Below are 17,115 nucleotides of genomic sequence, written 5' to 3'. Positions count from 1 at the left end.
CTTCTACGCAAATTTACTGATATTTCGCAATGATAGCAGTTGATTACTGACAACGCTCACGTTGTCTTCCGCTTCCGGGGCATCAACTCGCGCCACGCCAGCAGAAGCTGACTTGCCTCCAGCTCCGGGCTGGCATTGTATACTCCGGCACTCCGGCTTTCCCGAACCCTGTCGACAAGCTGATGAGCCCGCCACGGTGGATTGCTCCTGGCAAGGTAAGCCAGCATATCCTCGGCTTCCGTGTCCTGAACGACTCCTCCGGCGCTGCATCTCGCCAGATCGGCTGCCCAGTTTTCGAAAAGCAGCAAAGTGTCGTCGAGCCCCAGCGTTTTGAAACGGCGGGCCGCTTCACCAACGGGCATCTGGCCTTTCATGAATTGGCGAAACGCATCAAAGGCCTCCTCTCTCCGTGGCAGGAAATCTCCCGTCGCATATTCAAGGGCCAGTCTCGGGGCATTGCCTGCGATGGCCAGACTCTTGACCAATGTCTCAGCCGACGGTCGCTCGTTCTCTGGCAGCTCCGAAGCCCGGACGGCCAGCCATCGCCCCGCATCGTCCGGATTCGGTAACGGAATGGCTAATGCCTGACACCGGGAGCGGATGGTGGGAAGAACCGGCCTGCCGCTCTCCTGAAGCAGCAGCAGAGTCACGTCCGGCAAAGGCTCTTCAAGCGTTTTCAGAAGAGCATTGGCCGCGTTGATATTAAGTTGATCCGCCCGGTCCACAATGGCAACTTTCCGGCGGGCAACCTGAGGCGAGGCCACTGCGAACGAAGACAGCGCTCTGATCTGATCAACTTTTACCATTCGGGATTTTTCAGGAGCATACACCCGGACATCCGGATGGCTGCCAGCCGCGACCAGCTGGCATTGCCGGCAGTGTCCGCACGAAACCGGTGCCCCCTCCTCCCTGCCCTCCGGCTGATCACACAGGAGCAACCCTGCGACCGCCTCAGCCCAGGCCCGCTTCCCAACGCCCCGCTCACCCACCACCAAAAGCGCATGAGGCAGCCGACCCTGAGCCAGGCGATGCTGAACCGCGCTCCAGGCTCGGTGTAACCAGGGCATATCCTTGGCAAGATCAGTCATTTTCAGGGTTCCGGAAGGTGGATTTTCGTGAGCGCCGCAGCTGACGTTTCATACGATTCAGCAACCGGCTCAGTCGACGTACATCATATACAGAGCCCTCTGGCGCTAACGTTGTATAGTAATGGCTGTTAACCGCGTGGGCAAAAACACGCGCCGTTGCTGCCACCTCGGGGTGTGCTTCGGAAAGACGTTCCGCCAGCGCAAGCGGTGTCTCACCCGAACGAACCGGTACTCCGGTTTTCGCGCATAATCGGTGCCAGGAATCCACCACCCGTCCGAAGGCGTCTCTTCTCACGCCTCGCCGGGCCGACACGGCAGATACCAGGCCGGCGATCAGCAACGCGGCACCAATCACCCCGGCAGTCGCATAACCAAAGTCCCTGAGCCCCCAACCACCCGGTAATCGGGACATGAGATCCATCTGGCTTTGCCCCTGGTACCCAACAACCCAGCGCTGCCACTGGTAGTTGATACGGTCCATCTGCAACGACGCCCATTGAAGAATCGCAATGTCGCCATAACGCTGGGGCGAGGTCAGATCGTTTTCGAGAAATGACCCTTCCTCGGCCACGGCCTCCCGCAATCCGGATTCTATTCGGCTGGGAGCAATCGCGGCGGTTGGATCTACCCGGACCCAGCCCCGCCCTTCCAGCCAAACCTCAACCCAGGCGTGGGCATCGTACTGGCGGACAATAAGATATTCACCCCCGGCCCCGGCATCGCCCCCCTGATACCCCACCACAACACGGGCAGGTATCCCCGCCGCCCGGAACACAAAGGTCGCTGCCCCGGCATAGTGAGCGCAAAATCCCCGCTTTTCGTCAAAAAGAAGCGCATCAATGCCATCCTCCGGCATCGCCGGCGGTCTCAGTGTGTAGAAATAAGCCTCCTGCCGGAATCGGCGCAACAGCTCACCCACCAGCTCAACCGGCGCCAGATCACCCGCCAGGTGCTGCGCCAGCGCCCTCGCTCTGGGGTTTCCTGTTGCCGGCAGTTGGAGGTAACGACGTTCGTCGGCCGCATTCAGCACATCCGATGCGCCGACCTCATCCGACCGTTGTTCCAGGCGGTAACGGACGGGGCTGTCCGCCGGGCGATTGAACCGAAACAGGCGTTCTGGTGTGGCCTGAACGTTGTCGGAAACCGCTACGGAATTTTCCAGAGAGAAGGCCCACCGCTGATCCGTAGGCTCCATCAGAATGTCATACTCGCGGCTTTGAAGCGGGCCAACACCGCCATCATTATTCACTCGCGCCGGCCTGCGGAAGCCGTCAGCCTCTCGCTGACGCCAGGTTTCCCCGTCAAGGTAATCCAGAATAAGGCCTCGCCAGTATCGCTCCGGGTAAGGTGGCGGCTGATCACCAAAGGTAACCCGGAAAGCCCGCTCACTACTCTGTGCCAGATTGGAGATATCGCCCGGCCGCATCGTATCCGAAATGCCACTCCGGGCCTGACCGGACACCAGAGGCACACTCCACAAGGGTGCCATTCTCGGAAAAAAGACAAACAGCAGAATCACCACCGGCACCGTTTTCAGGACCATCCCGCCCAAGCGCTTCCAGCCTGCACTCTGGCTCTCCGGGACGTCCGGCGCATTCAGCACCTGCAACCCCACCATCAAACAGCCTATGGCGACAAAGGTCAGCAACGCCCACGCGATCTCCTGCTTGAACAGAAAGTTAACGGCAGCGAGGTACACCTGAATGAAAAACAACACATAGAAGTCGCGATTTGAGCGGGTTTCCAGCCACTTAAGCCCAACAGCCAGCACAAAAAACGAGGCCGCGGTATCCACCGTAAATCGCCCCTGTACCGTCGCTACGTACACGCCAATTAACGCAAACATAACGCCGCCCCGAAGCAACCGGCCTGGCAGTTTGACACGACCGCGCTGGGCCAGCCATCGCCAGGCCGAAAGCACCACACACGCCGCAATCAACCACCATGGCAGGCGGTCCCACTGAGGAATCAGAAGCAAACCAAAACTGGCAATCAACCAGAGCAACGCCGGCGCGGGGATCGCCTGAACCGGTTCAGCATCCGCCCCCCTGAAAGAGAAACGCCCGGTAAGCCATGCTCTCATACGGAGCCCCCCACCACCGGATGGTCCTGTAACTGCCTTGTTCCGAAGGGCTGACCATCAGCGTCTCTCGGAGGCTGCTCGCCCCAGGTCGCCAGTGCCCTGAGACAACGTTCGCCGTGGAGCGCCCCGGCGTCCGGCTCAATGGCATCCCCGGGCAGAGCCAGGCCAAATTTCGCGTTCTTCTGAACCCGGTCCAACACCATCCAGGCGAGGTAACTCAACCGGGTTTCCGCATCCACGCCGGGAAAAGCGTTAAAGTCCAGCCAATGGGGGCTCCCCTGTTCGCCCTGCCAGTCTGCGACAATCATCTGCCCGGAGCGCGCAAACCGCTTCCACATGACCCGCTGACTCATATCCCCCTCTCGCCAGGGGCGGAGATCAGCGGTGTCCTGGCCCGACACCGGTGAGGAAGCTAAGAGTTCTTGCCCATCCATCACCGTACTGTTGGTGTCTGGTGCGGGTATTGGTCGCGGAAATGCTACCCCCGAGGAAACCGGCCGCAACCACGTCCAGGCCTTAAGCAGGCCAAACGGAAAACGGGTTTCAATCCGGATCCGATCCGGGCGAAGGTACCCCCGATACGCGGAAGGGACTGGCACAACCACCTCCCGGCTTTCTGACGACGGCACATGTACGCCGGCCACTGAGGAATCCTCAACCGACAGGTCCAGCCCCAAGCCAGCATCCTTGCCTGCCGTCACCCGAAGGGTGAACGAAATGTCTTCGCCAGCCTGCCCTTCTCCCGCACGAACAACATCAACCGTTAGCCCCGACAGGTTTCTGTGGGTTTGATGCATAGCCCCAACGAACAACGCGCCAAGAAGGAACGTCAGCAGGTAAATCAGGCTGTTCTGATAATTGATTGCGGTAATCAGCATAATCAGCAACAAAAAACCGAACACCACACCCGCCGCCGTTGGCAGGATAAAAATGTTCTTCTGGCTCAGAACCTGGCTGTCCGACCTTGGGATACGGCGATTTATCCAGCGTCGCCAGCGCGCCTTGAGAGAAATTGACATCGTACTCCTGAACCAAAAAGGACCGCCCGAAACTCACACCCCAGGCAGGCATCAAACCACAAATGACCACGCCTCTTAAAGGTTTCCCCTCTGACAGCGGATGCGGGTCACACACCGGGCACTTACCGGTTGAAAAATGGTCAGACAAACCGAATACTCAATACGTTAGCATGAAGCGTAATGCCTGAAGCAGTATATCAGCAGCGCCTCTTTGAACCGGTTCAGCATGAGGCAAACTACAATGCGTCGCAAACTGCTTGCAGCAGCCCTCACGGCATCAGCAATTACCCCCGCCTGGGCAGGTGTACAAACCATGACATCGGACGAGATGGTGGATACTTATGTTGAGGATTCCGCCGTCATTGTCGTCCCAAGGCAACAACAGAAAACGGAAGCGGATCGGCAGAAGATCATTCGGGCTCTCACCATCTCCCCCGGCGAGCCCGTGTTAAGTGAAGCCGAAGAGGAAGCCTACCGGGAGGCCCTGCAACGGTATCTGGATGACGGAAAAAAGGACGCCCTGTCAGATGCTGAAGAGGAATTCCTTCGCAGGGCCCTGCTCCTTCCGGTCGACGAGCTGGCCAGAGCACAGCCGCCGGCCGACTTCACCCCCCGAACCCTGCCGGTTATATTTGGCCAGCAACCGGAAATACCGGACGAACCCTTCTCACAGACTTTCCTGAACGACCAGTTGGGCATTGGGTTTGACGGCCAGAACCTGAACTTTACCATTGGCAACCCTCCAGGTATTGATCAGATTCAGATCCCGCAGGCCATCAATGAAGGACCAATCAGCCTGACCCCCAGGCCTGGCGGCGGTTTTGATCTCTCAATTCAGGTACCGGATCAGTAGCAAAAGCTTTGCCCGGAACCGAGATGGCGCCCCATCCCCATGATGCGCCATTTTTTTCGCCCGGTTTTCCTGAGTACAAAAAAAACGCCCCGCAACCTGCGGGGCGTTCTCACCATCAAAGGCCGTCTGGTCAGATTACTGGTGACCGTAAACCTTCATGCTGGTGTTGGTAACCGCCAGGTTATTGATGCGGAAGGAGCCAATGGACTCACCGCCGATCTCAACGGCGCCAACGCCGATGTCAGCTGCAAAGGAAGGAATGGAGATTTCCAGTGCATCGCCACCGGTGGCGGCAGAAACACCCTTGCCAACCGTGATCTGGGCGCTGGCGAACAGGCCGGCAGTGTCCGTCGGCTGACCGGAAGTTTCAACCTGCTCGAAGAACTGAGCACCGTAGACGGTCAGGTCACGAACGTTCACACCCAGGAAGTCAACGTTCATATCCATGTCTGTCACGTTAAAGGCAACGTCCATGATCAGGTTATCGGTTGCGGTATCCACTTGGATATTGAGTTTACCCAGCGCACCCTCGATGCCGATGTTGCTGGCCAGCAAGGTGGTGTCACCGCTTCCGTCGGTTGCGTGCAGAGAGGCTGAACCGATACCCACGGCATAGTCAATCGGCGCGCCGGAGATGCTGTGAACATCGATAACCGCGTCACCGTCGGCCAGCACATCAATATCAATCAGCAGGTCGTCCAGCATGCCGGAGACGCCGGTCACCACTCCGTTAGTATCACGCTCAACCGTGCCACCACCAATCCAGATGTCACTGACAGACAGGTAACCTTCGTCGGTGTAGCGGAACTCACCGATGGAAACTTCAGTTTCCAGCTCGATGCTTACACCGGCCTGACCGGTAACGTTGCCCATGGTGGTGTCATCAAGCGCCTTCAGGTCGGCTTGAGCGGCGAAGGGAGCTGCAGCAACGGCCGTTGCCAGTGCAATTTTTTTCAGGCCTTTCATAACGTTCTCCTAATTGGAACAGTTTGTTGTTATTTCAATCCATGCAGACTGTTTGGTGTACTTTTGTATCTGCACGGCTACAGAGTACTGCAGAGATTGCTGGGCGTTCCGTGACCACCTTCACGTAATCGATACTTGGATTGTCTAACAATAAATGGCTATTCAGAGACCTCGTCAGAAGCCTTGAGATTAAAAATACGGCTCTCCATGTCGACCACCACCTGCTCTCCAAAGCGTGCCTGCCCTTCCATCACGGTATAGGGCACCAACTGCGCAAGGGTCGGGCCAAAAATGTGCTCCATTTCCACCACCAGCACCTGCTTCGCATCCGACTCCTCATTGGGGTTTGCCGTGGTATAGAACACCGCCGTCGCCCCGATTTTGCCTTTCTTGACCAGAGCCACCAATGATCGGCGCAGAACTTCAAGAGCAACGCTTGCCGGCATTTCCTCAATCTGCTTGATACGAATGGTCTTGGATTTGTCGGCGGTGTCGGTCACAACCGCAAAGGGCTTTACCCCGCCCGTAACCACGATCCGCTCTTTCAGATCTTTGACGCCTTTCTGGTACATCCGCTCAAACTGCTCCTGGATCATCTGCTTGATCTCGGCATCCGAAGCCTGCTGGGCGTTAACGGGCGCCGTTGTCATCAGCCCGGAGAACAGCAATACCAGGGCCATCATCAAACGGGATTTCAACTGTGTCATAGCTACTCCACTTTCCTCAAAAAGCTCGCACATGGGGGCATGCCGGCTTTCAGTTTGTTTTTATACTGGGGGCGTTCCGCCAACTCGGTTAGAATACCCCGCGGCGTTCAACCCACTTCGGCGGAACGTCATTTTCATTAGAGCAGCGCCGCCGCGAACGCTACAACGCTGTTTTTGTGGCCTGCTTATCATTTCAGCAAGATTCCGGAGGACCCTTGGGCCTGGCAACAACACGGGAGCTCTCCCGGGAAACCTATCAACAGCTGCTCAGACACGCCTGCCAGGTACCCGACTTTGCTTACCTGGGAAGCCCTGGAAACGGGCCAGGGAGAGGGCAATTCTGTGGGTTCTCTGCCTTTGCCGTCGCCACCCGGTCCCTGAAAGGCGATGCCTCTATTACTGTCGACACCCACGCGTTAGCGGCGGACATGGACGCCACCATGACCCGCTATCGCCAGGAACCTGGCCATCATGGTTTGAGGGGCGGTTGGATTGGTTACCTCAGTTATGAACTCGGCTACGCCCGGGAGCGCCGTCTCGCCAGCCTGGCCCCGGTACTCCCAGTGCCACTGCTCCATGCCGGGCTATATTTGTGGAGTGCCAGCTATGACCGGAACACCGGTCGCTATTGGCTGTGGCAACATCCGGACTGCCCTGCTCCGGTGCAGAAACAGATTACCGAGTGGCTCTCAAACGACACGCCCCCCACTCTTCACTGGCGCATGGACGATGCTTTCGCGCCAGAGCAAACCCCGACTGCCTTTCAGGCGAGCGTGAAGGCCGTCAAGAATTACATCGACGCTGGCGACTGCTATCAGGCCAACCTGTCCCAGGGCTTCTATGGCAGGTATAGCGGCAGCCCGTGGCTGGCTTTCGAGAAACTGGCCGAGGCCAACCCAACCCCATACGGCGGTTTTCTGAACGTCCCCGGGCACGCCATCCTGTCTATTTCCCCTGAGCGATTCCTGAAAATCGATCGTACCCAGATCTCCACCAGCCCGATCAAAGGCACCCGGCCCCGGGGCCAGTCACCGGAGCACGACACCGCGCTGGCTAAAGAGCTGCTGGCCTCTGAGAAGGACCGGGCTGAAAACCTGATGATTGTAGACCTGCTCCGCAACGACCTCAGCGTCCACGCGGAGCCTGGCAGCGTTAGGGTGGAACAGCTTTTTGCCCTGGAATCCTACGCGAACGTTCACCATCTGGTCAGCCATATCCAGGCCAGACTGAAGCCGGATGTCAGCCCTCTGCAGGCAGTTTTTGATGCTTTCCCGGGTGGTTCTATCACCGGAGCACCGAAGATCCGGGCCATGGAGATCATCCGGGAGCTGGAGCCACACTGGCGCGGCCCCTACTGCGGGTCATTGTTCTACTACGGTCTGGACGGAACGCTGGACAGCAACATTGCCATTCGAACCTTGCTGTGTGGAGACGATGGCACCGTCAGGTGCTGGGGTGGCGGGGGCATTGTGGCCGACTCCGACCCGGAAGCGGAGTATCAGGAAACCCTCACCAAAGTGAGGCCCCTGATGCGGTTTCTGGAAACTCTCAACGTCTGACCGGTATTACCGAACGCCCGGCAATACCGGCCCTGACTCAACCACTCAGGCGCTGTGAACGGCACTCGCCTTCAGGAATTCATTCCTGAGATCGTCAAAATTATGCACCGCAGGGAACTGGGGGAACTCATCAATCACATTCTGGGGGGCATGGAACAGAATCCCCGCCTCAGCCTGCCCCAGCATGGTGGTGTCGTTATACGAATCACCCGCCGCAATCACCCGGTAGTTCAGCAACTGAAAGGCACGCACAGACTGGCGCTTTGGGTCGCGCTGACGCAACAGGTAGTTGGTAATCTGGCCGTTCTCCGCCACTTCCAGCTTGTGACACAACAACGCCGGATAACCCAGTTTTTTCATGAGCGGCATGGCGAACTCATAGAAGGTATCCGACAGGATCACCACCTGAAACCGCTCCCGCAGCCAATCCAGAAACTCACGAGCTCCGGGCAATGGGTCCAGTGTACCGATGACTTCCTGAATTTCAGGCAGACCGTAGCCGTGCTGGTCGAGAATGCGCAGGCGCTGTTTCATCAAGACATCATAATCAGGAATATCCCGAGTGGTTGCCTTGAGTTCTTCAATACCGGTTTTTTCTGCAAAGGCGATCCAGATTTCCGGGATGAGTACGCCCTCAAGGTCAAGACATGCAAGTTCCACAACGGTCTCCTGAACATTAAAAAAAACAGACGGGGCACGGCCGCCCCGGTTCGAAACCGTATGATATGAAAAAGTCCATGCAAATGCATCGTATATCCCCGGCCCGACCGGATCGGCATAAAGATATAGATGCTCATTCCTTCAGGGCATTAGGGCTTTACTGGTAAGCTGCATAACCTACTGTGACCACAGACTGGAGCGCTATGTGACTGACATCGATTCTCTCCGGGCCGAGCTGGACGGCCAGAGCCCAAGGGCCATCCTGAAAGCCGCCCTTTCCCACTACGGCAACATCGCCCTTTCGTTCAGCGGTGCGGAGGATGTGGTCCTGATCGAAATGGCCCATAAGCTTACCGACAACCTTCGGGTGTTCACTCTCGATACAGGGCGCCTGCATCCGGAAACCTACGAGTTTGTTGAGCGGGTACGAAAGCATTATGGCATCAACATCGAGGTGCTGTTTCCTGAGTCCGAAGAGGTTCAGGCCATGGTAAACCGCAAGGGCCTGTTCAGCTTCTATGATGATGGACATTCAGAATGCTGCGGCATCCGGAAAGTTAATCCTCTCAAACGCAAACTCGCCACCCTGGATGCCTGGGTCACCGGCCAACGCCGGGACCAGAGCCCTGGCACCCGAAACGATGTGCCGGTTGTGCAACTGGACACCGCCTTCTCCACCGAAGCGTCCCCCCTTGTCAAATTCAACCCGCTGGCTAACTGGAGCTCAAAGGACGTCTGGGACTATATCCGGATGTCGGAAGCACCTTATAACCGGCTGCATGAACAAGGGTTCGTCAGCATTGGCTGTCAGCCCTGCACCCGCCCTGTGCTCCCCGGCCAGCATGAACGCGAAGGCCGCTGGTGGTGGGAGGAAGCCACCCATAAAGAATGCGGTCTGCACGCCGGAAACCTGATTGGCAAATCCAATATGTAGCCACGCCCGAATCTGACAATACCTGAACAACAGGCTCAAAAAAGCCCGCGTTACCACAAAGCAACGCGGGCTTTTATAATTCAAGGCTCTCAGTAGGTCGGCAACTCGATGTCTTTGAACAACGCCTGAATTTCTGTCCGGCTACCCTGATGCGCCACCGCCTCGTCAACCATTTCCTTCGTCAGATGAGGGGCAAAGCGACGCATGAAATCGTACATATAACCTCTCAGGAAAGTCCCTTTCCGGAAGCCGATCCGGGTTACTGAGGGACGGAACAACTTGCTGGCATCCAGCGCCACAAGATCGGTATCCACCTTGGGGTCAAATGCCATGCTGGCAATGATCCCGACCCCGAGGCCAAGCCTGACATAGGTTTTAATCACATCGGCATCCGCAGCGGTAAAGACCACTTTGGGCGTCAAGCCTCTGGACTGGAATGCTTCATCCAGCTTGGAGCGCCCGGTAAACCCAAAAACATACGTGACCAGGGAGTACTCCGCCAATTCCTCCAGCGTCAGTTCCTGACCTTTTGCCAGCGGGTGGTCCCTGGGTACGATCACGCATCGGTTCCACCGATAGCAGGGCATCATGATCAGGTCGTTGAACAGGTCCATACCTTCTGTGGCAATGGCAAAATCTACAGCACCATTTGCTGCCATCTCCGAAATCTGCATCGGGGTTCCCTGATGCATGTGCAGCGACACATCCGGATATTCCTCGATAAACCCACCAATCACCGGGGGAAGCGCATAACGGGCCTGGGTGTGAGTGGTCGCAATACTCAGATCCCCTTTACGCTGGTTGCTGAATTCCTGGGCAATCTTTTTGATGCCTTCAGCCCGGCGAAGAATTTCCCCGGCTTCACGGATGATGATTTCCCCGCCCGGGGTAATCCGGGTCAGGTGCTTACCGCTCCGGGCAAAGACTTCAAGCCCAAGCTCATCTTCCAGCAGGCGAATCTGTTTGGATATACCCGGTTGTGACGTAAACAGGCTTTGAGCCGTCGCGGACACGTTGAGGTCGTGGTGTGCAACTTCCCAGATATAACGCAGTTGTTGTAATTTCATTAATTCTGTCGCCCCCTGGATGATCTGGCCGGAGTCTTTCGCTCAGGCTCTACTCGTAAACGCTGGTGAATTCATAACCGGATAATACGCATAAAAAACCATTTTTTCATTCTTTTTTGATATACAAGAAAACCTGTATTCAGTGTAGACCGAAATTCCGGGTTTCGCTGCTCCGCCAGCCCGATGCGTCAGCGTGGCACTTGACTTGTGAATGACATAGCACACAATCGTTTGGGAGCCTCAACTCGGGAACCGAACCGATGCTCCAATTCCATTGCGCCCAGATCCCGGTATGCCATGCTGCTGACAACCAAATTTCTCAGGCCAACTCCCGACTCCCGGGCCGTTCAGCGTCAGCGGCTCGCCGAACTGCTGCAGCCAGATTCCGGTCAGCGTCTGAACCTGCTCATTGCCCCGGCAGGCTATGGCAAAACGACCCTCGCCAGCCAGTGGTGCGCGGGTAACAGCCGTCCAACGGCCTGGCTCTCACTGGATGAACATGACGATCAGCCCCGGCAGTTCTGGCAATACCTCGCCGGAGCGTTCGAGCATGCTGGCCTGATGGGCCTCGAACACTGTAAGACCTTACTGGCCCGACAGAATGATGAGGAACTGACGCCTGCGATTACGGCTCTGCTCAATGCCCTGGCCGAAGACCGTAATGCCTGGTCGCTGGTACTTGATGATTATCATGTGATCAATAACGATGCCCTCCATCGCCAACTGGCCTGGTTTATAGATTATTTACCTCCTGGCATCCTGGTCACGCTGACATCCCGTACAGAGCCACCGCTGCCACTGGCACGCTGGCGAGTGCGCCGCCAGGTTCAGGACATACACCCGGGCCTGCTGGCCTTTTCTGAAGAGGAGTGCCAGGCATTTTTCCGGGATACCATGGCAATGTCCCTGACCGAAGCCGACATTCGTGCAATCTGTCTCAAAACCGAGGGCTGGGTGGCCGCCATGCAGCTATCAGCTCTGGCAGGCCGGAAAGAAGCGATTTTACCGACCCAGGGCTCTGCTTTCACACTGGGCCCACCGGATACCCGCCTGATTTCAGACTACGTGCTCAGCGAAGTCCTTGAGCAACTGCCGTCAGAACTCACCCGCTTCTTACTCGAAACGGCCTGTTGTCCCCGCCTGTGCGCCGCTCTCTGTGATGCGGTCCGGCAGCGAGAGGACAGTCAGGAAAAGCTGTCTGCGCTTCTTTCACAAAATCTCTTTCTGATTCCTCTGGACAACCGCAACGAATGGTTCCGGTATCACGATCTGTTTCGGGAGGCCCTGTTGGTGCGGGTACAGAGCTCAGACCCGGCCCAAAGTTCCGAATTTCAATCCCGTGCAATTGACTGGTTATTGCGCCATGGACACGTTCAGGAAGCTATCGCCCAGATCGTCCACCGTAAAGACACCGAGCACCTGGCCGAGGTCTTGTCCGAGCACGGCAACAAACTCATCCATGGAGGCTATCATCTGCCAGTCCTGACATGGCTGGAAGCCATTCCTGTTCAGAAAATCCAGGACAGCCCCCAACTGCAGATGCTCAGGATCTGGGGGTTATTCTTCGCGAACCGGGTTGAAGGCCTTGAGCCACTGTTGTCCGACGTAGAAGATCTGCTGGATCGCCGGGTTGCCGACTCTCACCCAGACGCGGAAGGTGCACTGGCACTGCACAGTGAGATTTCCCTGATACGCTCTTACCTGGCCCGCTCCCGCAACGACGAAAAACACGCCTCGGATCTTACACGGCAAGTGCTGGAAGACATTGACCAGATAAGCATTCCACTGAAATCCGTCACCTACTACGGCCTCGGGCTGGATTACTTTGGCAAGGGAGAGCTTAAAAATGCTGAAGAAGCGCTGGAGACTGCCGTGCACTATGGGCAGATCGAGCGCAAAGCCAGTACCGTACTTTCCTCTGGCGGCTTGCTCGCCTGGATTCAGTATAATCGTGGCGACACCGACTTCGCTCTTGAAACCACCAACCGCGTCCGCCAGTGGGTCGACGAGCACTACGCCGATCCCAGCCAGCCCCGGCTGATTTCATGCTGGCAGAGCAGCGCACTGACTGAGATCTATCGGGAAAAAAATCTTACCGACACCGCTCAGGGTTACCTGGAACCGCTGATTGATCATGTGCGAAAAGGCACCGAACCAGGCCAGCACGTTGTCATTCAGTACGTACGAGGCCACCTGGCCTTTACTCTGGGCGACCTGGATGCCGCCATTGAAGCACTGGATGATGCCGTGGCTCTTGCCAGGCGTCGACGGGAGCACATTGTGTTTGAACCTCCTGCCGCCTCAGCCCTTCTGGCGCGCTGCTATCTGGCCGCCGGCCACCCTGAAAAGGCGTGGGGCAGTTTGCAGTCGGCGTTGGAGCACCCGGCAACCAACCCTTTGAACCGCGAGCAACATCAGATCGCCCTCGCCCGCGTGCAGCTGGCCCTCGGAAACTCTTATCAAGCACAGGAAACCCTGTCGTCCCTGATACCAGCCGCAGAACGAAACGCCCACAACCGACACCTGGTAGAAATTCTGCTGGTCTACGCTGAGGCTTTGGCCCATGAGGGGCGAGAGGAGGAAGCCAGTCTGATGCTGAACAAAGCCCTGGACAGGGCCGAAGGTGCGGGTTTCCTCAGGCTGTTTGCCGAAGAGAGTCCTGCGTTACAGAATATGCTTCTGGATCTTCCAAGGCTGAGAACCCCCGGGCGATGGAACCGGGAATTGCTCGCCATGCTCAGAGAGCGGGCCGTCGAACCTTCAGATTCAGCGCCCAGTCCCTCTAAAACAAGCGCGCCAGCCGGGCGAGACACTCAGGAGCTTCAGGAACCCCTGAGTCAACGGGAACAGGAAGTCCTGCTCCTGATTCATCAGGGCCTCGCCAACAAAGACATTGCACAGCGCATGTCTGTCGCCCCCGCCACGGTCAAGGCTCATATCCGGAATCTCTACGGTAAGCTAGGGGTGAGCCGGCGCACCGAAGCTCTGGCGAAAGCGAGAGCGCTTCACCTGCTCGAAGAAACCGCCAAAGCGTGACCACTCTCACACTTTTCGGGAATTACGCCTCCCCACTACGCCCTTTGGACGATCCGTCTACGCCCCTTTGCGCCCTATCATTTAACCATGGTGAGGCTCAGGCCTTACCGGGAATTCTGAAATTCAGGCCTTCAGACTTCTTGTTCCGCGTTGTTTCGACGCCCGGGTTCCTAACGAACCCCTTCCACAAGAGCCACCCAATTCGGGCTGGCTCTTTTTTTATGTGCCCGGGAAAGATCAGTGCTCAATGATGCGGCGAAACGGCGGTAAGGCGTCCAGCAGCAACTGGCCATAGCGCCGGGCGACAATCCGTCGATCCAGAATGGTTACCCGACCGGTATCCTGTTCTGTCCGCAGCAATCGACCAACAGCCTGAACCAACTTAACCGACGCATCAGGAACGGTGATCTCCATGAAGGGGTTACCTCCGCGCTGCGTGACCCACTCGGCCAGGCTGGCTTCAATCGGATCGTCGGGCACCGAGAACGGCAAACGCGTAATAACCACATGGTGCAAATAGCGGCCCGGCAGATCGATGCCCTCCGCAAAACTCGCAACACCGAACAGAACACTGGGTCTGCCCTCGTCAACCCGCTGGCAATGAGTCCGCAACACCTCGTTCTTCGCCATGTCGTCCTGAGTCAGGATGAGGTCTGGGTACTCCGGTGCCAACGCGTCTCGCACCTGCTGCATCTGTCGGCGCGAAGTGAACAGCACCAGAGTCGCTTTTTCACCCGCCCAGAGCTCTGGCAACCTTTTGATCAGGGCGTCACCAAATCCATCGTCTGTCGGCAAGGCAAGCATCGCAGGCACTTCAACGGTCGCCATTTCCGCATACCGGAACGAACTCGGCACCACCAGATAACGACTTGCTTCCGGCAGGCCTGCCCGTGAACGTAAGCGGTCAAACCTGCCCAGAGCGGTCAGGGTGGCACTGGTCAGGACGGCACCATAAGCCCGAGACCACAAGCGGGAATACAACAGATTGTCCGCGAGCACCGGGGAGCTGAACAACGTAATGTCCTCAGCATGGTCCCAGCGCTGCCTCACAACCCAACGAGCAAAAGGAGGCCCCTTTCTCGGAGGTGTGTCCACCTGGAGCTCTTCTTCATCCGTGACCGTGGCAACCCCTTCACTCCAGGCTACCCACAACCTTAGCTGATCCTCCGCCCTGGCCTGAAAAGAGCCAATGACCGGATACCACGAGTCTGCCGTATCCCGGTCCAGTTCCGGGTCTTTTCGTTCATCGAATGCACTTTGAAGCTCGTCCACAAGCGTCCCCAGATGACGGCACAATCCTGCCGTCGCAATCCGGGTTTCGCCCGCCAGTTCGGCCAGTGCCTCCGGTAAGGCACCATCCGGATAGCGCCACTGTGCACTGCGTCGTTCTTCGTTGACCTCCCAACCGGTGTTCTGCTCAATCTCTTCAAAAACCCGGTCGAGCACCAGATCCAGATCACGGCCCGCCGTGCTGATTTTTTCCACCGACTTGGCTGCCTGGGAACCGGCCGGAAGCCATGGCTGTATTTTCACCAACGCCTGCGACAACTGCTTCAACCACTGTCGGGTTGCATTCAGGGGAACCGATGCGGCGAAATGATTCAACGCCTTATCCGGCAGATGGTGCGCCTCATCGAAGATGAACAGAGCATTTTCCGGCTCGGGCAGAATAGCCCCACCGCCAAGGGCCAGGTCGGCTAACACAAGGTCATGATTCGCAACCACGACATCGGCCTCGTCCAGATCCTTGCGAGCATCGAAGAACGCGCAGCTATCGAAATAGCCGCAGTGACGGTTCGTGCACTGCCGGTGGTCGGTGGTTACCTGGCGCCAGATGTCATCCGGAATCTGCTCCGGCCAATGATCCCGGTCTCCATCCCATTCCCGCGAGCCATAGCGAGCCAACATGTTTTCGAACGTGGCCCGGCTGTGCGCTTCGTCATCCAACGGCTGGTCCAGAAGGAACAGCGGCATGGTTTCACTGTCGCCATGCCCCTCATCATGAAGCCTTGCTTCCAGCCTGGACATACACAGGTAACGACCACGCCCTTTGGCGAGAGTCCAACTGAAGTCGAGCTTACTGTGTTTGCGCAAATCGGGCAGGTCTTTGAGTACAATCTGATCCTGAAGAGCCACGGTTGCAGTGGAGATCACCAGCGTTTTACCGAGCGCCTTGGCCACAGGAATCGCGGCAATGAGATAGGCCAGCGTTTTTCCGGTCCCGGTTCCCGCCTCCACCACACAGGTTGCCGGCGGCGAAGTCCGCTGGCCATCATTATCTGTAATCTCTCCCATGTACCGGGCGATTTCCGCGATCATCAACCTTTGGCCATAGCGGGCCCGTACCTCTTTACCCGCCAAGACGTCCCGATAAGCCTGCTGGATTTGCTGTTTCACGTTGTCGGTTAATGCCATTATCGCGGGCTCACCCAATCACGGACGGTACCTACCCTGAAGAACTGCCCGTTCCTGCTGAGTACAACTCCATCTTCGGTAATCCGCTCCACCGCCAATGGTCCAAACCGGTCACCGGACTTAAGGTAATGGCCATTAATCATGACCCGGCTGGCCGAAGGCTCCGACGAGTATATGTGACTATTGAAGGTCAAATCGGGAACGCTCTTCTGAAATGAAAGGGGCAACTCAACGAGGTGTGGCACCCTGCCCTGCGGCACCCGCCCGGTCAACTCCGTGCCATTGGCCTGTGGGTCATTCTTCCGGCTGGGCACAATGACAACAGGGGCTTCGTACCGTTCAGGCGCTGTCTCCGGCACTTTTTCAGGCAGGAGTTCGGGGACCCTTTCCTGTTCCTCAACCTCAGGAGCGCCCCTCGGTTCTGCTGGTACCACCGGCGTTGGCTCGACGCTGGGCAAGTTGGTAGTGGCGGGCATCGTTTGAAGGATGTCCGAACCCGCAGCCGCCTTTGGAGTGATCCGCTCAACGGATTCGCGGCCTGGCCAGAACAGATAAGCAAACACCGCCGCATTCACAACCAACGCCAGGGCAACCCAGATAATCGCCGAGACGGGTTTTCGTTTTGGACGATAAATCATCTGCACAGGCTGGCCGAGATCCGGCGCCTTGCCCTGCCGGCGTTCAGCTTCGGACTTTCTGAGCGCATCAAGAATATACGACATACCTTA

At 57.3% G+C, this 17,115-nt stretch carries 13 protein-coding genes; 4 read left to right on the top strand and 9 right to left on the bottom strand.

The window, feature by feature from the left end; genetic code table 11:
* Positions 1-56: 56 nt before the first annotated feature.
* From holB to K325_RS0105980, 3 genes are read right to left on the bottom strand one after another with little or no spacing between them, the layout of a single operon-like run.
* Positions 57-1,088, bottom strand: coding sequence for a DNA polymerase III subunit delta' (gene holB / locus K325_RS0105990; RefSeq protein WP_029653362.1), 1,032 nt, complete (start codon positions 1,086-1,088; stop codon positions 57-59).
* Positions 1,081-3,171, bottom strand: coding sequence for a transglutaminase TgpA family protein (locus K325_RS0105985; protein WP_036193142.1), 2,091 nt, complete (start codon positions 3,169-3,171; stop codon positions 1,081-1,083). Before K325_RS0105985 ends, holB begins: the two co-directional genes overlap by 8 nt.
* Entirely contained in the window at positions 3,168-4,190 is a 1,023-nt protein-coding gene (locus K325_RS0105980) for a DUF58 domain-containing protein (protein ID WP_029653360.1), read from the bottom strand. The genes K325_RS0105985 and K325_RS0105980 overlap by 4 nt, the downstream gene beginning before the upstream one ends.
* A 241-nt stretch (positions 4,191-4,431) precedes the next feature.
* Here K325_RS0105980 and K325_RS0105975 point away from each other — a divergent pair, with 241 nt between their 5' ends.
* Entirely contained in the window at positions 4,432-5,043 is a 612-nt protein-coding gene (locus K325_RS0105975; RefSeq protein ID WP_029653359.1) for a hypothetical protein, read from the top strand.
* A 135-nt stretch (positions 5,044-5,178) separates the two neighbouring features.
* Here K325_RS0105975 and K325_RS0105970 read toward each other — a convergent pair whose 3' ends face one another.
* The gene (locus K325_RS0105970) at positions 5,179-6,009 is read right to left on the bottom strand and encodes a DUF6160 family protein (RefSeq protein ID WP_029653358.1); all 831 of its coding nucleotides are present in this window, start codon (positions 6,007-6,009) and stop codon (positions 5,179-5,181) included.
* 158 nt (positions 6,010-6,167) lie between these two features.
* Positions 6,168-6,716, bottom strand: a complete 549-nt coding sequence (locus K325_RS0105965) for a hypothetical protein (RefSeq protein WP_029653357.1) — start codon at positions 6,714-6,716, stop codon at positions 6,168-6,170.
* 215 nt (positions 6,717-6,931) lie between these two features.
* Between K325_RS0105965 and pabB the strand changes: the two genes are divergently transcribed.
* Positions 6,932-8,275 (top strand): aminodeoxychorismate synthase component I, encoded by a 1,344-nt coding sequence (gene pabB, locus K325_RS0105960; RefSeq protein ID WP_029653356.1) that lies wholly within the window; start codon positions 6,932-6,934, stop codon positions 8,273-8,275.
* 45 nt (positions 8,276-8,320) lie between these two features.
* On the opposite strand, the gene thrH is transcribed toward pabB, so the two are convergent.
* Entirely contained in the window at positions 8,321-8,935 is a 615-nt protein-coding gene (thrH, locus tag K325_RS0105955) for a bifunctional phosphoserine phosphatase/homoserine phosphotransferase ThrH (protein WP_029653355.1), read from the bottom strand.
* Positions 8,936-9,140: 205 nt separating this feature from the next.
* Here thrH and K325_RS0105950 point away from each other — a divergent pair, with 205 nt between their 5' ends.
* Positions 9,141-9,869 carry a phosphoadenylyl-sulfate reductase gene (locus K325_RS0105950; RefSeq protein WP_029653354.1) on the top strand — a complete coding sequence of 243 codons (729 nt, stop codon included), beginning with the start codon at positions 9,141-9,143 and terminating at the stop codon, positions 9,867-9,869.
* 89 nt (positions 9,870-9,958) lie between these two features.
* On the opposite strand, the gene cysB is transcribed toward K325_RS0105950, so the two are convergent.
* The gene (gene cysB, locus K325_RS0105945; protein WP_029653353.1) at positions 9,959-10,936 is read right to left on the bottom strand and encodes an HTH-type transcriptional regulator CysB; all 978 of its coding nucleotides are present in this window, start codon (positions 10,934-10,936) and stop codon (positions 9,959-9,961) included.
* A 297-nt stretch (positions 10,937-11,233) separates the two neighbouring features.
* On the opposite strand from cysB, the gene K325_RS0105940 reads away from it, so the two are divergent.
* Positions 11,234-13,972, top strand: coding sequence for a winged helix-turn-helix domain-containing protein (locus K325_RS0105940; protein ID WP_029653352.1), 2,739 nt, complete (start codon positions 11,234-11,236; stop codon positions 13,970-13,972).
* 237 nt (positions 13,973-14,209) lie between these two features.
* Here the strand turns inward: K325_RS0105940 and dinG are convergent, their stop codons facing one another.
* Together dinG and K325_RS0105930 are read right to left on the bottom strand one after the other, a co-directional pair.
* Positions 14,210-16,387 (bottom strand): ATP-dependent DNA helicase DinG, encoded by a 2,178-nt coding sequence (dinG, locus tag K325_RS0105935; RefSeq protein ID WP_029653351.1) that lies wholly within the window; start codon positions 16,385-16,387, stop codon positions 14,210-14,212.
* Positions 16,387-17,109: a general secretion pathway protein GspB gene (locus K325_RS0105930; protein ID WP_029653350.1), complete on the bottom strand. Its 723-nt coding sequence runs from the start codon at positions 17,107-17,109 to the stop codon at positions 16,387-16,389. Before K325_RS0105930 ends, dinG begins: the two co-directional genes overlap by 1 nt.
* Positions 17,110-17,115: the final 6 nt, after the last annotated feature.

Source organism: Marinobacter daepoensis DSM 16072, from assembly GCF_000421165.1.
Taxonomy (GTDB): domain Bacteria; phylum Pseudomonadota; class Gammaproteobacteria; order Pseudomonadales; family Oleiphilaceae; genus Marinobacter; species Marinobacter daepoensis.
The sequence above is the reverse complement of the archived record's forward strand: the minus strand, read 5'-3'. Positions and strand labels throughout refer to the sequence as shown.